At 68.7% G+C, this 706-nt stretch carries 1 pseudogene; it reads left to right on the forward strand.

Annotated features, from left to right (window positions below):
• Positions 1-401, forward strand: a pseudogene (locus AC5LSR_RS06575) (class I SAM-dependent methyltransferase); the annotation flags it as partial.
• Between the last annotated feature and the right edge of the window lie 305 nt (positions 402-706).

A 706-nucleotide genomic window follows, 5' to 3' on the forward strand; every position in this document is an offset into this window, starting at 1 on the left:
CCGTGCTGGCCCCCGGCGGCCAGCTCGTCTTCGAATGCGGTGGGCACGGGAACATCGCGAACGTCAGCCGCGCCATCGACAGCCTGGTCGACGACGTGCCGGACGTGTGGAACTTCGCCGACGTCGCCGGGACGCGGGCCCGGCTGCGGGCCGCCGGCTTCGTCGACGCCGAGGTGGCGCTGGTGGCGGACCCGGCGGTCTTCCCCGACGACGACCTGCTGCTGCGCTACCTGGAAACGGTCGTCCTCGGCTCTCATCTCGACCGGCTGCCGCTCGACGAACGGGCCGCGTTCACCCGGGCGGTCGCCGAGCGCCTGCCCGAGCCCGTCGTCGACTACGTACGGCTGACCGTCCGCGCCGTGCGAGGCAACCATCCGGACCTGCAGTGCGCGCCGGCCTGACCGCGCCCCGCGGAACACAGTGCCCCGCGGAACACAGTTCCGTCCGCCCGCCGGGGCCGGCCCGGCCAGCCGTCTCATCGATCATCTAGAGCGCCGGCCAGGTAACCATACGTATCCCCACAAACAGTGGCACACTTCGATGGACGCCGGCCACCGGAGAAGATCGGCATAATTTTGTCGTTGTGTACGCTTTTGCGGCCAAAAAGCGTACACAACGACAAACTCTCCTGGATCATGACCTGTGCGGCCGGCCGTGGATGGGATCCGCGCTACCTGACCGGCGCCCTAGATCATCTTGGCTGGCT

It is taken from the genome of Protofrankia sp. CiP1_Cm_nod4 (assembly GCF_982290645.1).